Annotated in this window: 15 protein-coding genes, 1 tRNA gene and 1 other RNA gene; 3 read left to right on the forward strand and 14 right to left on the reverse strand. The window is 67.9% G+C overall.

What is annotated here, in order from left to right:
• The first annotated feature begins 91 nt into the window (after nucleotides 1–91).
• Nucleotides 92–796, forward strand: a complete 705-nt coding sequence (locus ACIBF5_RS07665; RefSeq protein WP_396809160.1) for an MOSC domain-containing protein — start codon at nucleotides 92–94, stop codon at nucleotides 794–796.
• 380 nt (nucleotides 797–1,176) lie between these two features.
• On the opposite strand, the gene ACIBF5_RS07670 is transcribed toward ACIBF5_RS07665, so the two are convergent.
• From ACIBF5_RS07670 to ACIBF5_RS07690, 5 genes are all read right to left on the reverse strand, one after another.
• Nucleotides 1,177–2,220: a ParA family protein gene (locus tag ACIBF5_RS07670; RefSeq protein ID WP_396809162.1), complete on the reverse strand. Its 1,044-nt coding sequence runs from the start codon at nucleotides 2,218–2,220 to the stop codon at nucleotides 1,177–1,179.
• The gene (locus ACIBF5_RS07675) at nucleotides 2,217–3,395 is read right to left on the reverse strand and encodes an ATP-binding protein (protein ID WP_396809164.1); all 1,179 of its coding nucleotides are present in this window, start codon (nucleotides 3,393–3,395) and stop codon (nucleotides 2,217–2,219) included. The genes ACIBF5_RS07670 and ACIBF5_RS07675 overlap by 4 nt, the downstream gene beginning before the upstream one ends.
• Before the next feature lie 296 nt (nucleotides 3,396–3,691).
• Nucleotides 3,692–6,562 (reverse strand): DEAD/DEAH box helicase, encoded by a 2,871-nt coding sequence (locus ACIBF5_RS07680; RefSeq protein ID WP_396809166.1) that lies wholly within the window; start codon nucleotides 6,560–6,562, stop codon nucleotides 3,692–3,694.
• 685 nt (nucleotides 6,563–7,247) lie between these two features.
• Nucleotides 7,248–7,320, reverse strand: a tRNA-Ala gene (locus ACIBF5_RS07685).
• 100 nt (nucleotides 7,321–7,420) lie between these two features.
• Entirely contained in the window at nucleotides 7,421–8,020 is a 600-nt protein-coding gene (locus tag ACIBF5_RS07690; protein WP_396809168.1) for a YqgE/AlgH family protein, read from the reverse strand.
• 253 nt (nucleotides 8,021–8,273) lie between these two features.
• On the opposite strand from ACIBF5_RS07690, the gene ACIBF5_RS07695 reads away from it, so the two are divergent.
• On the forward strand, nucleotides 8,274–9,077 hold the full coding sequence (locus ACIBF5_RS07695; protein ID WP_396809170.1) for an S-methyl-5'-thioadenosine phosphorylase: 804 nt from the start codon (nucleotides 8,274–8,276) through the stop codon (nucleotides 9,075–9,077).
• Between the two features lie 123 nt (nucleotides 9,078–9,200).
• On the opposite strand, the gene ACIBF5_RS07700 is transcribed toward ACIBF5_RS07695, so the two are convergent.
• The 9 genes from ACIBF5_RS07700 to pruA form a co-directional block, all read right to left on the reverse strand.
• Nucleotides 9,201–10,151, reverse strand: coding sequence for a hypothetical protein (locus tag ACIBF5_RS07700; protein ID WP_396809172.1), 951 nt, complete (start codon nucleotides 10,149–10,151; stop codon nucleotides 9,201–9,203).
• A gap of 78 nt (nucleotides 10,152–10,229) precedes the next feature.
• Entirely contained in the window at nucleotides 10,230–10,709 is a 480-nt protein-coding gene (locus ACIBF5_RS07705; protein ID WP_396809174.1) for a hypothetical protein, read from the reverse strand.
• Nucleotides 10,710–10,932: 223 nt separating this feature from the next.
• Nucleotides 10,933–11,308: a transfer-messenger RNA gene (ssrA, locus tag ACIBF5_RS07710) on the reverse strand.
• A 108-nt stretch (nucleotides 11,309–11,416) separates the two neighbouring features.
• Nucleotides 11,417–11,893 carry an SsrA-binding protein SmpB gene (gene smpB / locus ACIBF5_RS07715; RefSeq protein ID WP_396809176.1) on the reverse strand — a complete coding sequence of 159 codons (477 nt, stop codon included), beginning with the start codon at nucleotides 11,891–11,893 and terminating at the stop codon, nucleotides 11,417–11,419.
• Between the two features lie 162 nt (nucleotides 11,894–12,055).
• Nucleotides 12,056–12,931 (reverse strand): permease-like cell division protein FtsX, encoded by an 876-nt coding sequence (gene ftsX, locus ACIBF5_RS07720; RefSeq protein WP_396809178.1) that lies wholly within the window; start codon nucleotides 12,929–12,931, stop codon nucleotides 12,056–12,058.
• A gap of 78 nt (nucleotides 12,932–13,009) precedes the next feature.
• Nucleotides 13,010–13,690 carry a cell division ATP-binding protein FtsE gene (gene ftsE / locus ACIBF5_RS07725; RefSeq protein ID WP_121158640.1) on the reverse strand — a complete coding sequence of 227 codons (681 nt, stop codon included), beginning with the start codon at nucleotides 13,688–13,690 and terminating at the stop codon, nucleotides 13,010–13,012.
• Between the two features lie 119 nt (nucleotides 13,691–13,809).
• A complete protein-coding gene (prfB, locus tag ACIBF5_RS07730) occupies nucleotides 13,810–14,931 on the reverse strand; it encodes a peptide chain release factor 2 (RefSeq protein ID WP_396809180.1) in 1,122 nt (373 codons plus the stop codon).
• A gap of 67 nt (nucleotides 14,932–14,998) precedes the next feature.
• Nucleotides 14,999–15,514: a PadR family transcriptional regulator gene (locus ACIBF5_RS07735; protein WP_396809182.1), complete on the reverse strand. Its 516-nt coding sequence runs from the start codon at nucleotides 15,512–15,514 to the stop codon at nucleotides 14,999–15,001.
• A gap of 427 nt (nucleotides 15,515–15,941) precedes the next feature.
• Complete coding sequence (gene pruA, locus ACIBF5_RS07740) at nucleotides 15,942–17,570, reverse strand: L-glutamate gamma-semialdehyde dehydrogenase (protein WP_396809184.1); 1,629 nt, start codon at nucleotides 17,568–17,570, stop codon at nucleotides 15,942–15,944.
• Nucleotides 17,571–17,890: 320 nt separating this feature from the next.
• Here pruA and ACIBF5_RS07745 point away from each other — a divergent pair, with 320 nt between their 5' ends.
• Nucleotides 17,891–19,099, forward strand: a complete 1,209-nt coding sequence (locus tag ACIBF5_RS07745; protein WP_396809186.1) for a hypothetical protein — start codon at nucleotides 17,891–17,893, stop codon at nucleotides 19,097–19,099.
• Nucleotides 19,100–19,127: the final 28 nt, after the last annotated feature.

Raw genomic sequence — 19,127 nt, forward strand, 5'->3', positions numbered from 1 at the left:
ACGAGGTGCGGGCCACGGGTGCCGGGCCGACCCTGGTGGTCACGGTGGGTGCGGCACGGTGCCGGATTCCCGGATCTCCTACTCTCGATCCGTGCAGGTGGCCGAGGTCCGTCGTTATCCGATCAAGTCGATGTTGGGCGAGATGCTGCCGGCCGCCGAGGTGGGCGAGCGCGGCCTCGGCGGCGATCGACTGTGGGCGGTACGCGACCCGGACGGCAAGCTCGGCAGCGGGAAGAACACCCGCCGGTTCCGGCGGATGCCGGGCCTGTTCGGGCTCCAGGCGTACGCGGCGACGCCGGCTCCGATCATCGAACTGCACGACGGTCGACGTTTCGCGGCCGACGATCCAGACGGGCACCGGGCGGTCAGTGAGGTGCTCGGCCGGACGGTGACGCTTGCCCCGGAGGACGCTGTCCCTCACCACGACGAAGGGCCGGTCAGCCTCATCACCACCGCCGGGCTGCGCCGTCTGACCGAGCTCTGTGGCGGCGAGCCCGAAGGTACGGGCGTCGATCCGCTGCGGTTCCGGGCCAACCTCCTGATCGATGTGCCCGGCACGGGCTTCGCCGAGGACAACTGGCCGGGACACCGGCTGCGGGTCGGCCCGGAGCTGGTTCTGCGAGCGGTCAGGCCGCTCACCCGGTGTGTGATGATCGACATGGCACAGGATCACGCGGGCGAGCGGAACGACCTGCTCAAGATCCTCGCCGAGTACCACGAACTGACCTTCGGCGTTCTCGCCACGGTCGAGCGGCCGGGCCGGGTCACCGTCGGCGACATGTGCTCGTGGGCCTGAGTCGAGCGGACCGGATGTGGCGCAATCCGAGCCGCGTTCCCACAGCGGACGAACGACACCACCGCAGCGTGCGGCGACCTCATCGCGAACGGAGCACCTGCGCTGGCATCGCCACACCCGTAGCTCGGCCGTCTGCTGATCACGTGGACCCGCCGACCCCGACGACAACCCGATCCAGATCGCCCTCGCAGCCACCGGCCAGCCAGACGAAGCCCGACGCTACTGGCAAGAAGCACTCCGCATCCTCGACCCGCTCGGAGACCCCGGCGCAGACAAAGTTCGGCTCCTCCTCCCACACCTCGACGACCCGCACACCAGGTGACCGCTACGCAACAAGAGTCTTGGCGGTGGTGAAACGGACTGAGCCTGCATCCACGCGCTCAGCGAGCGTCGCCTCGCGGTATGTCCAGTCGGCGCAACAGCTCATCGCTCAGCGCCCTGAAATCCTGATGGCACCGTTGGACAAGTGTCTGGGTACTACCCAATGCGCCATCTGCCGACCGCAGGTCGAACATCGGCTTGCGCGCATCGTGTGCCAACGGCATGAGGCTCTGATAGTTCCTCAGCGTGGCGATTTCGTACTGCTGGCCGATGTCGAAATCGGCCTGGTCAAGGACAGCGGTGGCAAAAACGGTAGGGATTCTCTCCAACCACCGCTGGTACGCACGTACCGGCCGGTCGAGTCGCATGGTCGGTTGCATGATGACGTACCCCAGGGGTGCCATCGTTCCCCTGGGCGCACCAATCGTCGACGGGACCCTGGGCAACACGGTGTCCCGCCAGATCGAACGCCACTCCCGTAGGGTCGGTCCCAGGTTCTTCAAGCCCCGGAGAGAGAAGAGGTCAGCCGCCAAGGGCATCAACACCGCGTCTGCCGCGAGCAGGGCAGCCCGATTGATCGCACCCAGGTTCGGGCCCACGTCGATAAGGACGATCTGCGCGTCGACCTCTTCGGCGGCCTGCTGGATGATCCTGTGGAATGCCGTCGTCACCCGGAGCGCCGCGTGATCGTTGCCAGTGAAACCACGAGGCCAGGCGTCCGAAAGGCGGTCCTCGAACCTGCTCAGGTCTAGGTCCCCGGGGAGCAGCCAGAGATCCTGCGTGATGGTCACCGGCAGCACGTTCTCGATATCACCGATACCGTCCATGATCGGCTTCAGGGCTGTCACCACGGTGCCCGACCCTCGATCCACCGGCTCCCATAGACGCGCCTGGTGTGGGCCACCCCATGCCGGTGTGGCGGTCTCGTTCCAGAGCAGGCCGAGCGCATCCTCGTCGAGGAAGGCCGCAGTCAGGTTGGACTGCGGATCGAGATCAACCGCGAGCACCCTGTGCCCGAGTCGTTCAAGCATGTGCGCCAGGTGGTAGGTGAGGGTGGTCTTACCGACGCCACCCTTGTTGTTGAACATGGCAACGGAGATCACTTTGCGCCCCTCATCGTCACCGTCCAGGAGGAGTCATCGACGACGAAAACGGGCTCCGGGTTCCCGTTCCGGCTCAGGGAGCTCTTGATACGGCCGATGCCTCGGCCAAACTGGTTCACGTATCCCAGTGACTTCATCGCCGCCGCGAGCGACGGATTCCGGTAGTCGTTGACTCTGTCGAAATTGTCCGCCCGCACCTGCCCGAAGGGCCCCCCAGGGTTGGTGACCTCGATTCGGTCGTCGAACCACGCGATACGCAGCGGCGCGTTCGACGACTCGTAGTTCCGGTGCATGATCGCATTCATGCACACCTCGCGTAGAGCGTCGAACGGGTAGTCGGGCCGCTGCTCCTCACGGAATCCACTGACCTCCACCAGGCGGGTGTGCAGATGCCCCTTGAGGACGACTTCCAACCGCTCCGCCGCGCCAATGACATTCGAGCGAATGTCCTGCTCGTCGAGGATCGCACCACCGACGTCGATCCCTTCGTAGCGCACAAACTGCACGTATGCACCCGGCAGGCGTACGGTCGGGTTCAGCCCGACGAGGAGAAGCCCGAGTACGGTCGGCGTGCGGTCGACATCGGCGAGGCGAAGTGAGGCAAGTTGCTGCTCGATCGACCGGTGATTCTCATCGAGCACTGACTGATCGACCGCCTGCCTCAGGTACTCCGACCGGAAGAGTTCGAGGTCCAGGTCGTCCAGTGCGCCTCCCGGCACCACTCGGACGTCAAACGGCGTCTCGAAGGAGCGGCGCCGCTCGGATAGGACGCGCTCATCGTCCCGCCCTGCCCGCCTGGTAGTAGGCCCAGGCCGTACGTAGACGACGTTCTCGAATCGCACCGGCGGCGTATGCGAGGCGTTGACCGTGACAAGAAGGACGTCCACGCCATGAAACTTCTCGGCGGTGACCACCATGGATGGCCGGTCGAGAATCAACCCTTGGTCGCGATATTCGGTGATTTTCAAGAGGGCCGCGTCGGATACGTCCGTGTTGCCGACCGGCACACCCTTGTCGTCCACTCCGATGATCAGATGCCCGCCGCCCGCCCCCGGCAAATCGTTTGCTAGCGCACAAATCGCCTTCCGGATGGCGTTACGGTCCGTCGCCTCCCGTTTGAACTCCAGGGTGGCGGTCTCCTGGGTGCCCAGGAGCAGGGCGAGGTCGGTGCTCATGAACTGATTCTTCCTCACCGGACGCCAGGATTCCTGTCGGTGCCGCCGCGTCGCGCGCTCCACCGCAGGCGCCGGCCTCATTCATCCGCCATCGAAACCTCGTGAGAGCGGGGCAACCACCATCTCGATCGAACGCTGCTGGTCGACGCCCTGCGCAGCGCTGCGGAGGTCCACCCAGCCGCCTCGTTGCACCGCGCTGCACACGACCGGACCACCTTCGGGCACTGGTCGGCGCACCGGCGTGCCGCCGCGGGCCCACTCGAAGTGGCGTGATGGCGCTTCCCGGGGGGTCGGTTTCAGTCGAGGAGGTCCCGAATGTCAGCAGCGGACAGTTGCGCGGAGGCGAACTCGCCCCCGTCCAGGACACTACTGAACAGCTCCGCCTTGCGCGCCTTCAACGCCATGACCTTTTCCTCGATGGTGTTCCTGGCGACCATCCGGTACACCATGACGTTACGGGTCTGACCGATCCGGTGCACCCGGTCAACGGCTTGGGCCTCGGTTGCCGGGTTCCACCACGGGTCGAGCAGGATGCAGTAGTCGGCCTCCGTCAGATTGAGGCCGAATCCGCCGGCCTTGAGACTGATCAGGAACACTCCAGCGGTACCGCTCTTGAACTCGGCGAGCACCGCAGAGCGGTCGCGGGTGGCCCCATCAAGGTAGGCGCACCGGACGCCCGCCGCTTCCAGCCGCTCGCGTGCGGCGCCGAGAAACCGGGTGAACTGGCTGAACACCAGAATTCGGTGACCTTCGGCAACCAGGTTCCCGACCTGCTCGGTCAGTACGTCCAACTTCGTCGACGGTACGCCCTGGTGTTGCGGGTCGACCAGCGCGACGTCGAGACTCGCCTGTCGGAGCAGCGTCAGGGATCGGAAGATTTCGAATCGGTTCCTCTCCAGGTCGCCAAGGAGGCCAAGAACCTTTTGCCGCTCGCGTTGCAGATATGTCTGGTAGACCCTGCGGTGCTTGCGGTCAAGGTCCAGTTCGATGACCTGCTCCTGCTTTTCCGGCAGGTCGGCGGCTACGTCGGACTTGCGGCGACGCAGCATCAGGGGCCGGATCCGGCGCCGCAGTTGGGCAAGCCGCTCGGCGTCGCGCTCCTTCTCGATCGGGGCGCGGTAATAGTCGGTGAACCGGTCCAATCGTGGGAACAGCCCGGGTGCCGTGATGGAGCAGAGCGACCAGAGCTCGGCCAGGTTGTTCTCCATCGGGGTGCCAGTGATCGCCAGCTTGAACGGCGCCGGGAGCAGCTTCGCACAACGGTAACCCTGGGACTGCGGATTCTTCACGAACTGCGCCTCGTCGAGAATCAGCCCGGCCCAGTCGAGTGCCTGATAGTCGTCGTACTCAAGTCGGAACAGCGTGTACGACGTGACCACGATGTCCGCCCCCGCCACCGCCTCGGCCAGGTCCACGCCGCGACGCGCCACGGTCTGGGTGATCGCCCGGACCTCGAGATCCGGCGTGAAGCGGGTTGCCTCGGTCACCCAGTTGTGAACGACGCTAGCGGGAACGACCACGAGAAACGGGCTCTGCGCACGGGCGTGGGCGATCAACGCCAGCGTCTGTAAGGTCTTGCCGAGGCCCATGTCGTCAGCAAGGATGCCGCCGAGGCCGTGACCGTGCAGGGTGGCGAGCCACCGGAACCCTTCCTGCTGGTAAGGGCGCAGCTCCGCCCGTACCTCCTGCGGTACCGGATGGTCCACGGTGACGTCAGCCTCGGTCAGCGCCCGCACCGACCGCTGCCAGGTCGCTGCCTGCCCGGTGACCTCACCCAACTCGGCCAGTTCCTCCCACAGGCCGGCCTGGAACCGGCCCACACGCAGCACCCCGGACGGTGTGTCCTCAAGCGCCCGCGACTCGTCGATCAGCTCTCGCAACTGCTGGAACTCGGGGCGGTCGAGGTGGAAATAGGTGCCGCCGGCCAGGATGAGATATTGCCGGTCCTGCGCGAGCGCGACGAACAACTCGTCGAAGTCGACCTGCTCACCATCGATAGTGACCTGGACCGAGAGGTCGAACCAGTCCTGCTCTCCGACACCGTCTGCTCCCGCGAAGGTGATAACCGGCGTCTCGTAGGTCTCCCGGTACTCCGGGACCGGCCTCGCCTCCGACGCGGTCACCTCGACGCCATCAAGTTCGTCGAACTGCGGCACGACCTCTGCCAGGAACCGGATCATGGCGTCACCGGCGAGGGTGACCGAAGCGGCGAGCCGCGAACCGTCCATGAAGGGCTCGACCATCTCCGGCACCGCCTTCGCGGCCACCTCGACAACGCTCCGGACGACCTGCTCACGGTGATCCGTCTGACCCGCTGGTGCTGAGGCCCACAGCGATTCGACCTGACTATCGCGCCCCACGGCTCGGACCCACTCCCAGCGGATCGACAGCTCCTCTCCCGGCGCCGGCGCCATTGTCAGTGTCAGCGTCGGTGGCCCGACTTCCGGGAGGCGCACCGATGGGCCGGCCGCGACAACGTCCACCTGCCGGAGCAGGTCCGGATAGAACCGCTCGAAGAATCGCGTCTCGTCCGCTGCGGGGATCCGGATCGGGGATCGAGTCAATGCCTTCACCGCCCCCGGCGTCACCACCCCCGCCAAGGGCGCCAACCGCAGCACCCGCTCGCCGGGCCGAGGCTCCGCAGCGCCTCTCTCCCCCCACCACGCGACGCCGTGAACCGGGTCACCGACGAGGACCGAATGCTCCGGGGGAAGGGGTACGGCTTCGGCCAGCAGAGTCGGCTCCACGACCAGCTCGTCATCGGTCCGGTCGACCCGCAGCGACAGCCGGACCGGACGCCGGCCGACGATGACCGGCCCGGCGTGCTTTCCTGCCTGGACCAACGGCAGCCCGGCCTCCTCAGCCTCCGCCAACAGGTCCCAGATCCGCCGACTCTCGAACCCGTCCAGGTAGAGCGTCTGCTGGGGACCCCCGTCGTAGTAGTGGTAGCGGTCAGCGGTCGACTTCGACAAGGTCACGATCTCGCCGAGTAGTCGGCGGTGTCGCCGGGCCTCCCGCGACCGACCGATGTTCGCATAGGTCACCGTGGACCAGGTGATACCGGTACGAACCCAACCGCTGCGCCCGGGCACGACCGGGCGCAGGCCAATCCGAGGGCGAGACTCCTTGCCGGTCGGGGACTTCACGATCTCGAACTGCAGGCCCACCCGGGCGGGGTCAGGTGCCGTCGGGGTGACGGGCGCGGCGACATCGGCGACAAGGGCGGTAAGACTCTTCTCCCAGCTCGCCCTCTTCGTGGTTGACGCCCTCCGGGACCGCGTAGGCGTCTCCGCGTCCAGGATGCTGAGAAGCATAAGGGCCGCAGGATGGCCGCACGACGCTCCGTGACCGCACGCGCACGAACCGTCGACCGCGACAATCGAACCATCGGCATCGGTGGTAACCGATGCCGACACCGCGCAAGCCTGCCGGCCCCGCAGCCGCCCATGCGCCTGACCCACGGCCGGATCCCACCGCACACCGACCAATTCGCCGCGCTCGACCTGGTCTCTGGCACGAATGAACGCCCTGGAACCAATGGCGTTGAACAGCGCCGCCTCTTCGATGCCCAGTTCCAGCCTCGCCACGGTCGCCGCCTCCCTGCTGCGCACCAATCACCGCACCGAAGGCTAACCGAGCTGGCCTGGCAACCTTGAGCACGGCACGGGGCTCGGCGCGAGAGGGAGGCCTTGACCTGATGACTCCGAACAGCCGTCCTCGAGCGAATACTTCAAGACCCGCGATCGGCATCGATCACTCGACCCGGCACACTCTGCGAGAAGCTGCGATATGCCGCAGGCCAGCGGTTTGGTTAACAACCATTAACCAAACCGCTGGCCTGCGGTCCAAGGGTGGAGCCGAGGGGACTCGAACCCCTGACCCCCACACTGCCAGTGTGGTGCGCTACCAGCTGCGCCACGGCCCCTTGCTTTCGTCCCGGTCGCCCGGGCACTCGTGAATAGTACACATCCCCGGTCGGTTGGTCATCTCGGAGGGGGCGGGTCGGCAACACCCGGCCCCGCCGGCTAGTTCAGCGCCACGTCCGGCGGGAAGTGCGCCACCGCCGCCATCATGCCGCCCTGGCGCCGCAGCACCATCGGCCACAGGTCGTCCGGACGGTCGACGAAGGCGTCACCGGGCAACGCGTCGAGAACGAACCACGAACCGCTCTCGATCTCCGCCTCCAACTGCCCCGGCGACCAGCCGGAGTAACCGGCGAAGACTCTGATCCCGGAGATCGCCTCACCGAGCCGCTCCGGGTCGACCGAGAGGTCAACGGTGCCGACCGCCCCGGAGACCTGGTGAAATCCCTTCACCCGGCGTACCGGGGTCCGCATCCGGGCCAGGCAGATCGCCGACTCGGGCTGCACCGGCCCTCCCTCGAAGAGCACCGCCGGTTCGCCGGCCAGGCTGCCCCAGGCGCCGAGCACGTCGGCAACCGGCACCTCGGTCGCCCGGTTGAGCACCACACCGAGGGCACCGCCGGGCTCGTGCGCGACCAGCAGCACCACCGTACGGTCGAAATTGGGGTCTTTCAGGGACGGGGTCGCGACCAGCAGTTGCCCGGTCATCGACGCCATGGCCCGTCCCCCGATCGCCTGGCCCTCACCTTGTACGCCGGACATCTGCTACTCGGGAACGCAGTCACGGGAGAGGCCGCCCAGGGCAGGCCATACCGGATCCACACCATCAAACGCGACCATGCGCGCAGTCAACGCCATGCCTCGCACCATAGCTTGCATGACTGTCGCTGGCTAAGGTCTGGACGGCCAGTGACGACTGGGCATCCGGCGGGGTTGCCTGCGTGAACCGGATCACGGGCCAGACTCCGGCGCTGCGTTGTCGCACAGCCTGTCCGCGGGTGGCAGGGTGGTGCCCGTGGCTCCGTACGCAGAGTTCGCCGTCATCGGAGGCTCCGGCCTGTACGCGCTGCTGGCCGGCAGCACCGAGCACACTGTCCGGACCCCGTACGGGGACCCGTCCGACCCGATCACGATCGCCGAGGTCGCCGGCCGGACGGTCGCCTTCCTGCCCCGGCACGGGCGTGACCACCGTCACCCGCCGCACCGGATTCCGTACCGGGCGAACCTGTGGGCGCTGCGCGCTCTCGGCGTGCGGCAGATCCTCGCCCCGTGCGCGGTCGGTGGGCTGCGGCCGGAGCTGGGACCGGGTGCGTTCCTGGTGCCGGATCAGCTCATCGACCGGACCAGTGGACGGGCGCAGACCTACTACGACACCGGTGCGGTGCACGTCTCGTTCGCCGACCCGTACTGTCCGGACGGTCGGCGGGCGGTGCTCGCCTCGGCGACCCGGCGGGGCGTCGAGGCGTACGACGGCGGCACGATGGTCGTGGTCGAGGGGCCGCGTTTCTCCACCCGCGCGGAGTCGCGGTGGTTCGCCGGCATCGGCGGTTCGGTGATCAACATGACTGGGCATCCGGAGGCGGTCCTCGCCCGCGAGCTGGCCCTCTGCTACACCTCGATCGCCCTGGTCACGGATCTGGATGCCGGGGTGGAGGGCACCGCCGGGGTGACCCAGGAGGAGGTGTTCCGGGTCTTCGGCGAGAACATCGTCCGGCTACGCGAACTGCTGCTCGACGCGGTCGCCGCGCTCCCCCGCGAACGTTCCTGCCCGTGCCGGCGGAGCCTCGACGGGATCACCCTTCCGATCACACTGCCCTGAGTCGTCCGTCCGACGTCGAGCTACGGCACCGGACGGACGACCCTGATCCGCCGGTGGCAGGGAGACCACCGGCGGATCAGGGTCCGCCACGCGGGGCGCGGCTGTCCGGCACGCCGCCGCCGATCAGCGGGCCGCGGTCAGGATCAGGGGCCGACCGGAGGCGGCGTCGAGCACGGTACGGGCGCCGAGCGGCCCGTCCAGGGTCACCGTCACCGGTTGCAGGAGCAGTTGGTCGGTGCAGATGCCGTCACTACGTACGGCCGTGCCACCGACCACGACGAGGTCGTCCTGCTCGCGTACGAGTGGGGTGACCTTGGTGTCGCAGGCGCCGACGCCGAGACGGTAGGTGAGCCGCGCCCCGTCAACCGCGACCAGGTCCTGCGCGCCGACCAGCCCTTCGGCCAGGGCGCCACCCGGTGCCGGTGGCTCGGGTGGGGTTCCGGTGGCGCTGGCCGCGACGGCGACCCGGGCGACCTGGGTGCCCAGTTCGTCGATGCGGAACAGCCACGCCGGCACGGTCGCCTCGCCCCGGCTGGTACGGATCGTGGTGGTGCCCAATTCGATCCCGGTGACGGTGAGCGGGGTGCAGGCGGTCATGCCGGGTCCGCTGACCGAGCCGTCCGGCCCGGTTCCGGTCGGGCTCGGCGGCGGTTGCGCCGGTCGGCCGGGGCACGGCGGCGGGTCGCCCTGGTCGAGTTGGCGGTACGCGTCGCCCGCGCTCACCAGCGGGACGGTGAGGGTGCCGTCCGGGAAGGTGATCGTGCCGTGGGACGGGGCGGCGGGCGGCATCGGCGCCTGCTCGCGGTACCAGCCGGCGAGGAACGCCTGCTTGGTGTCGTCGCTGAAGGTCGCGCCGGCGGGCACGACGGTCGGGTCCTGCAAGGGGATGTAGCCGGTGCGCCAGTCGGGTCCGGAGGCGGTCTGCCACGCCTGTGCGACCGAGGTCGCCCGCTGCTGGAACGACTCCTCGCGAGAGTCCGGTCCGGCGGCCGGCCCGGTTGTCCCGTCGGGCTGCGCGCAGGCGGCGAGGATCATCAACATCGCTAGGCCCAGCAGGGCGGGAGAACGTCGCATGCCGATCAGACGTTCCGCGCCGGTGTCGGGTTCCCTACACCTTCCGGTCTACTGCCCGGATCGCGGTGACTCGCGACGTCAGGCCGGGCGACCGATGTCGGTGCCGTACGCCCGGTAGATCAGGTCGGCACCGCGTTGCCGGTGGCGGGAGAGTTCACGCAGCAGGTCACTGGCCCAGCTGCGCAGTTCCTCGGTGGTCGCCTCCGGCAGTTCGGCCCGGCGCTGCAACGCGGAGAGCACGGCGGCCACCGCGGCATGCTCCCGCAGCAGCACGTGCACGGTACGGGCCAGCCGGGGTGCCTGGTCGAGCAACTCGGTGTAGAGCCCGTCGCGTCCCTCGGTCAGTCGCATGTGCTCCGCGAACTCGCCGCGGAGCCCACTCAACCGGAGCGTGACCCGTGGCCGCCACTCGGGGTCGCCGGCCGGGCTGGCCAGTGCCTGTTCGAAGGAGTGGATCTCTCGTAGCAGCCGGATCCGGTGTCGCCGGGCCGCCCGCAGGACGGCCGGCTCCTCGATCGGGGACATCGCCACCGGGTGATGGATCGGGCCGGTCACCATGACGCACCTCCTTGAGCGCCTACCGCCTGTGAGCTGATGGTGAGTCCAGCGCCCCACCCCTGTCCAGCCCCGGAGCGGGCTGATTTGTCTCGTCCGGTCCGGTGGTGGCGGGAGCGCGCTCTTCCTCGGCACCCGCAGAGGGCTGTTCTGGCTCGGAAACAGCGCCGCTCCCTGGCCGGAAACGGCGCCGCGCCCCGGTCCGGAGACCGGGGCGCGGGCCCTTGAGTGGAGGTGCCGGGAATCGAACCCGGGTCCTTCGTCGGATTGTCAGGACTTCTCCGAGCGCAGCTCGCTATGCCTCTACTCGGCCCCACCGATCACGCGAGCGAGTTGGTGTGACGGGCCCAGTCGCTGATTAATCTCGCCGCACGAACCCCGCGACCGGGTTCGATTGGCCAGCCTTCTAGCTGATGCCGGCAGACTGGGACGAAGGCACTCCCAGGCCGACAGACTTGCTACTCGCCTCAGGCGGCGAGAGCGAAGTCAGCGCGATTTTGCTTGGCGCTTATTGGTTTCCGACGACCGATTCTCGAGACGACGTCGGCTTCCTCGGCTCGCTTCCCCTGACGCAGCGTACGAAGTCGAAACCAGTCACCCCCTGGACAGAGCCGCCAGTATGGCGACCACCCCAACCTTAACGCCTCGCGCCACCGAGTTCATTCCGGATACCGGTCCGGCGCGTCCTGCCTGGTCAACGCCGTACGGGCTCAGTCCATGCCCTTGCCGCGCCGGCCGGCGGCCCGCTGGATCTCCCGGTCGGCGTCGCGCTTGGCAAGGTCCTGGCGCTTGTCGTAGGACTTCTTGCCCCGGGCGAGGCCGATCTCCACCTTGGCCCAGCCGTCGGAGAAGTAGACCGAGAGCGGCACCAGGGTCAGGCCGCTCTCCTTGAGCTTGCCGAGCAGCCGGTTGATCTCGATCCGGTTCAGCAGCAGCTTGCGGGTACGGCGCGGCTCGTGGTTGGTCCAGGTGCCCTGGGCGTACTCCGGAATGTGCATGCCGTGCAGGTACAGCTCGCCACTGCGCTCCTGGGCGAAGGCGTCGACCAGCGAGGCTCGGCCGGCGCGCAACGACTTGACCTCCGTGCCGGTCAGTGCCATGCCCGCCTCGTACGTGTCGAGGATGGCGTAGTCGTGGCGCGCCTTCCGGTTGGAGGCGACAACCTTGCGCCCCTTCTCCCGTGGCATCCGCGCCACCCCTTTCCGTTCCTGTCGACGACCGCCCGTTCGGCGTTGACGGCCGCGCAATGCTACCTCGCCACAAAGGGCCCCCGGTTAGCGCTTTTCGCACAACCAGGAGCCCTTGTGTAGCGGATATCCGTTATGTCGGGCCCATCCCCGTACCGGAAGCTAGACCCGCAGGTAGAAGCGGAGGGTGACCCAGGCAGTGATCGCGCTGACCAGGCTGCCGACGCCGGCCATCAGCGGGAGCATGAGCAGCACCCGGCTCCACTCGATCGGGGTGAGCAGGTCGGTCAGGTCGTGTAGCGACCCGTCCAGCAGGAAGACCTTGCCCAGCACCAGCGCACCGAAGCCGATGAGAGAACCGATGAGACCGGCCACCACCGCCTCGAGCACGAATGGTGCCTGGATGAACCAGTTGGAGGCGCCGACCAGTTTCATGACCGCGACCTCACGCCGCTTGCTGTACGCGGCGACCTGGATCGTGTTGCCGACCAGGAGCAGTGCGGCGATGGCCATGATCGAGGCGGCCACCAGGCCCATCTTCTGCACCGCGCTGAGGATGTTGAAGATCTTGTCCAGGAGTCGCCGCTGGTCGACGATCTCGTCGACCCCCTCGGTGTCCTTGTACTTCTCGTAGACCGCCTGGTATTCCTCGGGGTTCTTCAGCTTGACCCGGAACGACTCGGGAAGCTGTTCCGGCTTCACCGCGTTCACCAGGTCGGGCGCGTCCGCGAACATCTGCTTGAACTTGTTGTACGCGTCCTCGCCGGATTCGAAGATCACGCCGTCGACGAGAGGATCGCCGTTGAGCTGCTCCTCGATTCCGACCCGCTGCTCGTCCGGTACGTCGACCTTCAGGAAGATCGCGACTTCGATCTTGTCGTAGTAGAACTTCTTCATCGTGTCGACCTGGAGGTACATCAGGCCGCTGGCACCCAGCATGGTCAACGACACGGCCATCGTAATGATCATCGCGATGGTCATCGTCACGTTGCGCCACAGTCCGACCAACACCTCGGACAGGACGTATTTCACGCGCATCGGGGGTTCCTTCCGGATCTCCGCAGAGGGTCGTTCGTCGTCAGGTCAGGGCCGGGTCGGCCGTCCGAGCGTCGCGGCTCAGCCGTAGACGCCACGGGCCTGGTCGCGCACGATGCGACCACTCTCGATCTCGATGACGCGTCGGCGCATCTGGTTGACGATGTTGGAGTCGTGGGTGACCATCACGACCGTGGTACCGGTGCGGTTGATCCGGTCCAACAGCCGCATGATCTCGATCGACGTGTCCGGGTCCAGGTTTCCGGTGGGCTCGTCCGCGAGCAGGATCAGTGGCCGGTTCACGAATGCCCGGGCCACCGCGACGCGCTGCTGCTCACCACCGGAAAGCTCGTGCGGGTAGCGGTGCTCCTTGCCGCCGAGGCCGACCAGTTCCAGCACCTCGGGTACGACCCGGCGGGCGACCGCCTTGGTCTTGCCGATCACCTCAAGGGCGAAGGCCACGTTCTCGTACGCGGTGCGGTTGGGCAGCAGCCGGAAGTCCTGGAAGACGCAGCCGATCGAGCGTCGGAAGTTCGGGATCTTCCAGGAGCGCATTCCGGTGACGTCGCGGCCGTTGACCACGACCTTGCCCTTACTGGGAGTCACCTCGTGCAGCAGCAGCTTGATGATCGTCGACTTGCCGGATCCTGAGGGACCGATGAAGAAGACGAACTCACCCTTCTCGATCGAGACCGACACCTCATCGAGCGATGGCCGGGACGCCTTCGGGTACGTCTTCGTCACTTGCTCAAGCTGAATCACGGGTGGTGAGTCTACGCGGTGTAACGAAAAGTCCAACCCCTACGGGCCCCCAACTGACCCGCAATGTCGGAAAGGAGTGGCCCGCCTTCGGTGCCGTCGACACCTCGGCGGGCCGTCGATCACGCCGCCTCGCCCGCCAGTTGACGCTGCTTGCGCCAACGGATCCCGGCTTCGATGAAGGTGTCCAGCTCACCGTCGAAGATCGCGGCCGGATTGCCGGTCTCCTGCTCAGTTCGCAAATCCTTCACCATCTGATAAGGATGCAGCACGTAGGAGCGCATCTGATCACCCCACGAACCGGCCGCGTCGGTCTTCAGGCCGGCGAGCCGGGCCTGCTCCTCCTGACGCTTACGCTCCAGCAGACGGGCCTGCAACACCCGCATCGCGGAGGCCTTGTTCTGGAGTTGGGACTTCTCGTTCTGACAGGTGACCACGATGCCGGTGGGGATGTGTGTGATCCGCACCGCAGAGTCGGTCGTGTTAACGCTCTGTCCACCTGGCCCGGACGAGCGGTAGACGTCCACCCGGATCTCGTTCTCAGCGATGTCGATGTGGTCGGTCTGCTCGGTCACCGGCAGCACCTCGACCCCGGCGAAGCTGGTCTGCCGCCGCCCCTGGTTGTCGAACGGGCTGATCCGAACCAAACGGTGGGTGCCCGACTCAACACTGAGAGTGCCGTACGCGTACGGGACCTTGACCGCGAAGGTGGCCGACTTCAGCCCCGCCTCCTCGGCGTACGACGTCTCGTAAACCTCGGTCGGGTAGCCGTGCCGCTCCGCCCAGCGCAGGTACATCCGGAGCAGCATCTCGGCGAAGTCGGCGGCGTCCACGCCACCCGCACCCGCCCGGATCGCGACCAGCGCCTGACGCGAGTCGTACTCACCGGAGAGGAGGGTGCGCACCTCCATCTCCTGGATGGCCTTGCCGAGCCCGCCGATCTCGGTCTCGACCTCGCCGAGGACGCCGGGGTCGGCCTCGGCCTCGGCGAGTTCGAGCAGCACGTGGGCGTCGTCGAGACGACTGCGCAGGGTCGACAGCTTCTCGATCTCCCCGTTGACGTAGGAGAGCTGAGAGGTGACCTCCTGGGCCCGGGCCTGGTCGTCCCACAGGTCGGGTGCGGAGGCCGCCTCTTCGAGCTTGACCTTCTCCTGGCGCAGCCGGTCGACATCGAGGACAGCCTCGATGCTGCGGAGCGTGGCATCGAGGTCTTTGAGCTGGTCGGCGTAATCGGCAGCGGTCACAACCGTCAACAATAGCGACCGTCAGCGCAACCAGCCCACCGCCACGGCAGCCGGCACCCGTACGAGATCAACTCGCCGGCGCCGTCTTCAGCCAGGAGAGTGCGGCCTTGTGGTACTGGACCGCGAACTCCAGGGCCGCCGCGCCGTACGAGTCGCCGGCCTTCTTCGCGTCCTTGGCCTGCTCCCGGGCCATCGCCAGGGCCTCCGTGTGGTACTCGTTCGCCCCGCTGTAGAGGTTGCGCAGTTGGGTTGCCGAGTGCTGCTCGCCGAAGGCGACCCGGAGCGCGGTCGGGTTACGGATGGTGTCGCGTCCGGGGAGCTCGGTCAGCCAACGAGTAAATGTCCGCTTTCCGGCCGCCGTGATCGCGTACGGCTGGCTGGAGCGCGGGCCGGGCTTGCCGAGCCGGACGAGTCCCTGGTCGGCAAGGACCGGGAGTTCCCGGTAAACCTGACTCCGGGTCATCGACCAGTACGGCATGAGCCGCCGTTCGGCGGCGGCCATCAACTGGCCGCCGGTCATTGGTCCTTCGTGGAGCAGCCCGAGCAGGGCTGCCGCCGTTGGGTTGATTCCTGAATCCGCCATGCCCCTTACGCTGCCACTTTGGCGCCTTCGCGTCTAGGATTTGGCATGATCTGCGGGAGGTTGTACTCCACAATGCACTGTCCGTGGCAGACTGTCCAGTGAGGATGGTCGATGCCGCCGGCCATTCGACGGCAATGACGGCACCCCTATGGAGGACAACAGTCCGCGAGGGGACAGCGGTGACTTCTCCACACACCTGTGCTGCCGGGTAGAGTACGCCACAATTCCGGCATATCGCACAACAATGAGGGAACTAGAGCAAAGATCCACCCGTCCGGCAGCCCACACCCACCCGGACCGCCCCACTCCCGCCCCGACCAGCCCCGCCCACACCCCTCCCGGCCATTTCTGCGCGACCCAGGGCAGATCCGCACTTCTTGATCTTCATCAAGGCGGACCTGCCCTGGATCGTCGAGTCGCTGGGGGTTCAGCCCATGTGGGGGTAACGGTGGTCGGTGGCGGGGACGAAGGTCTCCTTGATCGTGCGGGGGGAGATCCAACGGGCCAGGTTGTGCCACGAACCGGCCTTGTCGTTGGTACCGCTGGCCCGCGCGCCACCGAACGGCTGCTGCCCCACCACCGCGCCGGTCGGCTTGTCGTTCAGATAGAAGTTGCCGGCCGCGTACCGGAGCGCCTCGCTGGCCCAGTCCAGCACCCGCCGGTCGGTGGCGAAGATCGAACCCGTCAGCGCGTACGGGGCGACCGACTCGGCCTGCGCCACCACGTCCTCGAAACGGGCGTCATCGAAGACGTGCACCCCGAGGATCGGACCGAAGTACTCGGTGGTGAATACCTCGTGCGTCGGGTCGTCGCACTCCAGCAGGGTCGGCCGCACGAAGTAGCCGACCGAGTCGTCGGCGGTCCCGCCGGCCAGTACCCGGCAGCTGTCCGCGCTGTTGATCATGTCCAGTGCGGTGGCGTGCCGCGCGAACGCCTTCGCGTCGATCACCGCTCCGCCGAAGTTCGCGAAGTCGGTGACGTCCCCGTACGCGAGCGACTCGACCGTGGCCGCGAGCCGGTCCCGCAGCCCCCCGTCCCAGAGCGACCGAGGGACGTACGCCCGGGAGGCGGCCGAGCACTTCTGTCCCTGGTACTCGTAGGCGCCGCGAACCAGGGCGGTGTGCAGGGCGTCGACATCCGCGCTGCTGTGGGCGATCACGAAGTCCTTGCCACCGGTCTCACCGACCAGCCGCGGGTAACCCCGGTAGCCGGCGAGGTTCTCCCCCACCGTCCGCCAGAGCTGCTGGAAGACCTTGGTCGAACCGGTGAAGTGGATGCCGGCGAGATCCGGGTCGGCGAGTACCACCTCGGAGACCTCGACGCCGTGCCCGGTGACCATGTTGATCACGCCCGGCGGAAGGCCCGCCTCCTCGAACAGACGCATCGTGAAGTGCGCCGCGAACTGCTGGGTCGGCGCCGGCTTCCAGACCACGGTGTTGCCGAGCAGCGCCGGCGCGGCCGGCAGGTTCGCCGCGATCGCGGTGAAGTTGAACGGGGTGACCGCGTAGACGAAGCCCTCCAGCGGCCGGTGGTCGAACTGGTTCCACACCCCGGCCGACGAGTTCGGCTGCTCGGCCAGGAGCTTGCGGGCGAAGTGCACGTTGAACCGGAGGAAGTCGATCAGCTCACAGGCCGCGTCGATTTCGGCCTGGATGGCGGTCTTCGACTGTCCGAGCATGGTGGCCGCGTTGAGCGTGTCCCGCCAGGGACCGGCGAGCAGTTCGGCCGCACGAAGGAAGACCGCAGCCCGGTCAGCGAAGGACAAACTACGCCACATCGGGGCAGCTTCCTTGGCGGCCGTCACCGCCGCCTGTGCATCCGCGTTGGTCGCGTTGTGGGTCACCCCCAGCACGTGCTGGTGCTTGTGCGGCTGAACGACGTCGATCGCGGCACCCGCTGCCATCCGCTGCCGACCACCGATGGTCATCGGCAGCTCCAGCTGCGTCGCGGCCAGCTCACCGAGGCGTCGTTGCAGGCTGGTCCGCTCGGCACTCCCCGGGGCGTAGTCACGGACCGGCTCGTTACGCGGCTCGGGTACGGAAAAAACGGCGTCCATCACATGCTCCTGAACGATCTCGACAGCGTCGGCGAAACCGGACCCACCACTGCCGGCCGGTTGACCGGTCGCCGTGGCCCGTTCGCCGGAGGTGCCGGTTGTTCGGGGGTGGGACCTGGGCCAATCCTCCCACGTACCCCGGGCCGAGCCGATCACGGCACGACCCCCGTACGCCCGGACGGAGCCACTCCACGCAGGTGGGCGCGGGGGGACGGTCGGCGGGCCACGTACGCTGAGAAGCCCGGCGGCCCAATCGCGCCGCGCCCGGAATCCCGCCGTCCCACCGGCGCGGCGGCCGGGTACCCGTCGAAGGGGAGACGATGAGCACACAGTCCGGCAGCACCGCGGTCTCGCCCCCCGACCAGTCGGCCGTCGCCTCGGCCGCACCGGTTCCGGGCAGCGGCACCGCCGCGCCCGCGTTCGCGCCCACCGCGCTCAGCCTCGCCGTACTGGCGCTGGGCTGGCTGGCCGCGATGCTCTGGATCGGCCAGGCCGAGATCACCTCCTCCGACATCAACTCGATCGTCATCGCCATGGCGGCGCTCGCCCTGCCCGGATTGATCTCCGCCAGCATGGTCGGCGGTGCCGGCGCCGCGGTCGTGGTGGCCAACCTGCTGACCCGGCGCGGCGTGCACCGCAGCACCCCCCGGTTCGCCGCCGCGGTCGGCAGCGGGCTGCTCGTCGGGCTGCTGGCCGCACTTACGGTGACCCTCAGCTACGGTGACGCCGATTCGATCACCGTGCTGGCGGGCACCGTGGCCGCGGCGGCCACCGTCGGTGGGATCGCCGGTGGCGTACGGGCGGTGCCGGTGGTCGGTGCGGTGGTCACCGCCGGGTTGGCCGTCTTCATGATCAACACTGCACTGAACATCTTCAAGGACCCCCTGCTCAACCTCTACGGCTACGGCGACACCGACCAGTCGCAGACCAGCGCCCTGGAATGGTTCTCGCGTACCGGGTCGATCGGGGGCGGGCTCGCCGCCGGCCTGCTGGTCTTCGCGTACCTCGGCCTGGCCCGCCGCCGCACCCTCGCGCTGAACCCCGAGGCCGTCCTGCCCCGCTGGCCGGCCTACCTGATCGCGGGCGCCGGCCCCGGTCTGCTCCTGCTCGCGGCGGAGTTGCTCACCCACACCGCCGGCGCCCGACTGCTCGCCGCGGCCGGTTCACTCAGCGAGGTCGACCAGGGGCTACAGGACTCGCTCAGTGAGTTCCGGTTCGACCAGGCGCTCTGGGTGCTCTTCGTGGGCGCGATGACCGCGCTGATCGCCTTCGGCCGCACCCTCAAGCCGTCGACCGCCGAGCGTGTCGAGGAGGCCGGGGCCGGACTGACGGAACAGACGCCCACGGAACGGACCCGGACCCGGGACGACGAACACGGGGACGGACCCGCCGACGAGGTCACCGCCGGGCGTACCGAGCCGGACGACGACGGCGACGAGGACGAAGACGAAGAGATCGAATGGGAGGACGAGCAGGGGACCGACCGGCGGATCGGGCGACGCGCCGAGCCCGACGCGGCCCGCCCCTGACCGCCACCGGTCCGCACCGACTCTCCCG

The organism is Micromonospora sp. NPDC050417 (assembly GCF_044458865.1).
Classification (GTDB): Bacteria; Actinomycetota; Actinomycetes; order Mycobacteriales; family Micromonosporaceae; genus Micromonospora_G.

What these genes read in the sequence shown, in the direction of transcription:
- ACIBF5_RS07675 (WP_396809164.1), bottom strand. Translation starts at nt 3,395, where the DNA reads ATGAGCACCGACCTCGCCCTGCTCCTGGGCACCCAGGAGACCGCCACC.
- ACIBF5_RS07690 (WP_396809168.1), bottom strand. Translation starts at nt 8,020, where the DNA reads ATGTCCGGCGTACAAGGTGAGGGCCAGGCGATCGGGGGACGGGCCATG.
- ACIBF5_RS07700 (WP_396809172.1), bottom strand. Translation starts at nt 10,151, where the DNA reads ATGCGACGTTCTCCCGCCCTGCTGGGCCTAGCGATGTTGATGATCCTC.
- ACIBF5_RS07705 (WP_396809174.1), bottom strand. Translation starts at nt 10,709, where the DNA reads ATGGTGACCGGCCCGATCCATCACCCGGTGGCGATGTCCCCGATCGAG.
- smpB (WP_396809176.1), bottom strand. Translation starts at nt 11,893, where the DNA reads ATGCCACGGGAGAAGGGGCGCAAGGTTGTCGCCTCCAACCGGAAGGCG.
- ftsX (WP_396809178.1), bottom strand. Translation starts at nt 12,931, where the DNA reads ATGCGCGTGAAATACGTCCTGTCCGAGGTGTTGGTCGGACTGTGGCGC.
- ACIBF5_RS07735 (WP_396809182.1), bottom strand. Translation starts at nt 15,514, where the DNA reads ATGGCGGATTCAGGAATCAACCCAACGGCGGCAGCCCTGCTCGGGCTG.
- pruA (WP_396809184.1), bottom strand. Translation starts at nt 17,570, where the DNA reads ATGGACGCCGTTTTTTCCGTACCCGAGCCGCGTAACGAGCCGGTCCGT.
- ACIBF5_RS07745 (WP_396809186.1), top strand. Translation starts at nt 17,891, where the DNA reads ATGAGCACACAGTCCGGCAGCACCGCGGTCTCGCCCCCCGACCAGTCG.